At 57.2% G+C, this 1,000-nt stretch carries 1 protein-coding gene; it reads left to right on the top strand.

Annotated elements, in window-relative coordinates; translation table 11 throughout:
• Positions 1-1,000: DUF1601 domain-containing protein (locus ACO6UY_RS24765; RefSeq protein WP_422491727.1), on the top strand; the 1,000-nt coding region annotated here is incomplete at both ends.

Here is a 1,000-nt window from a genome sequence, read left to right as displayed (position 1 = left end):
TATTGCCCCACGTGAACACATGGAAAGACCAATTTAATGCCCAGGATATCGGCAACCTGCTGTGGGCCATGGCGAAACTGGTGGACAACGGCCAGGAGCAGACGCCAGAGCTTAAAGAGACCGTAGCCGCGCTGGTGCCCCACGTGAACACACAGAAAGACCAATTTAATGCCCAGTGTATCGCCAACCTGCTGTGGGCTATGGCGAAACTGGTGGACAACGGGCAGGAGCAGACACCAGGGCTCAACGTGGCCGTGGCCGCGCTGTTGCCCCAGGTGAACGCACAGAAAGACCAATTTAATGCCCAGTGTATCGCCAACCTGCTGTGGGCCATGGCGAAACTGGTGGACAACTTGCAGGAGTGGACACCAGAGTTTAAAGAGGCCGTGACCGCGCTGTTGCTCCAAGTGAACGCACAAAAAGATCAATTTATTCCTCAGGGTATCGCTAACCTGCTGTGGGCCATGGCGAAACTGGTGAACCACGGGCACGAAGAGACACCAGGGCTCAAAGAGGCCGTGGCCGCGTTATTGCCCCACGTGAACACATGGAAAGACCAATTTAATGCCCAGGATATCGGCAACCTGCTGTGGGCCATGGCGAAACTGGTGGACAACGGGCAGGAGCAGACGCCAGAGCTTGAAGAGACCGTAGCAGCGCTGTTGCCCCACGTGAACGCACAGAAAGACCAATTTAATGCCCAGGCTATCGCCAACCTGCTGTGGGCTATGGCGAAACTGGTGGACAACGGGCAGAAGCAGACACCGGAGTTCAACGAGGCCGTTGTCGCGCTGTTGCCCCACGTGTGCGCAAAGAAAGGCCAATTTAATGCCCAGGGCATTGCCAACCTGCTGTGGGCCATGGCGAAACTGGTGGACAACGGGCAGGAGCGGACACCAGGGCTCAACAAGGCCGTGGCCGCGCTGTTGCCCCACGTGAACGCACAGAAAGACCAATTTAATGCCCAGGCTATCGCCAACCTGCTGTGGGCCATGGCGAA

The organism is Endozoicomonas sp. ALE010 (genome assembly GCF_049310165.1).
Classification (GTDB): domain Bacteria; phylum Pseudomonadota; class Gammaproteobacteria; order Pseudomonadales; family Endozoicomonadaceae; genus Endozoicomonas.
Note: the sequence above shows the minus strand (reverse complement) of the source record. Positions and strands in the feature narration are given on the sequence as shown.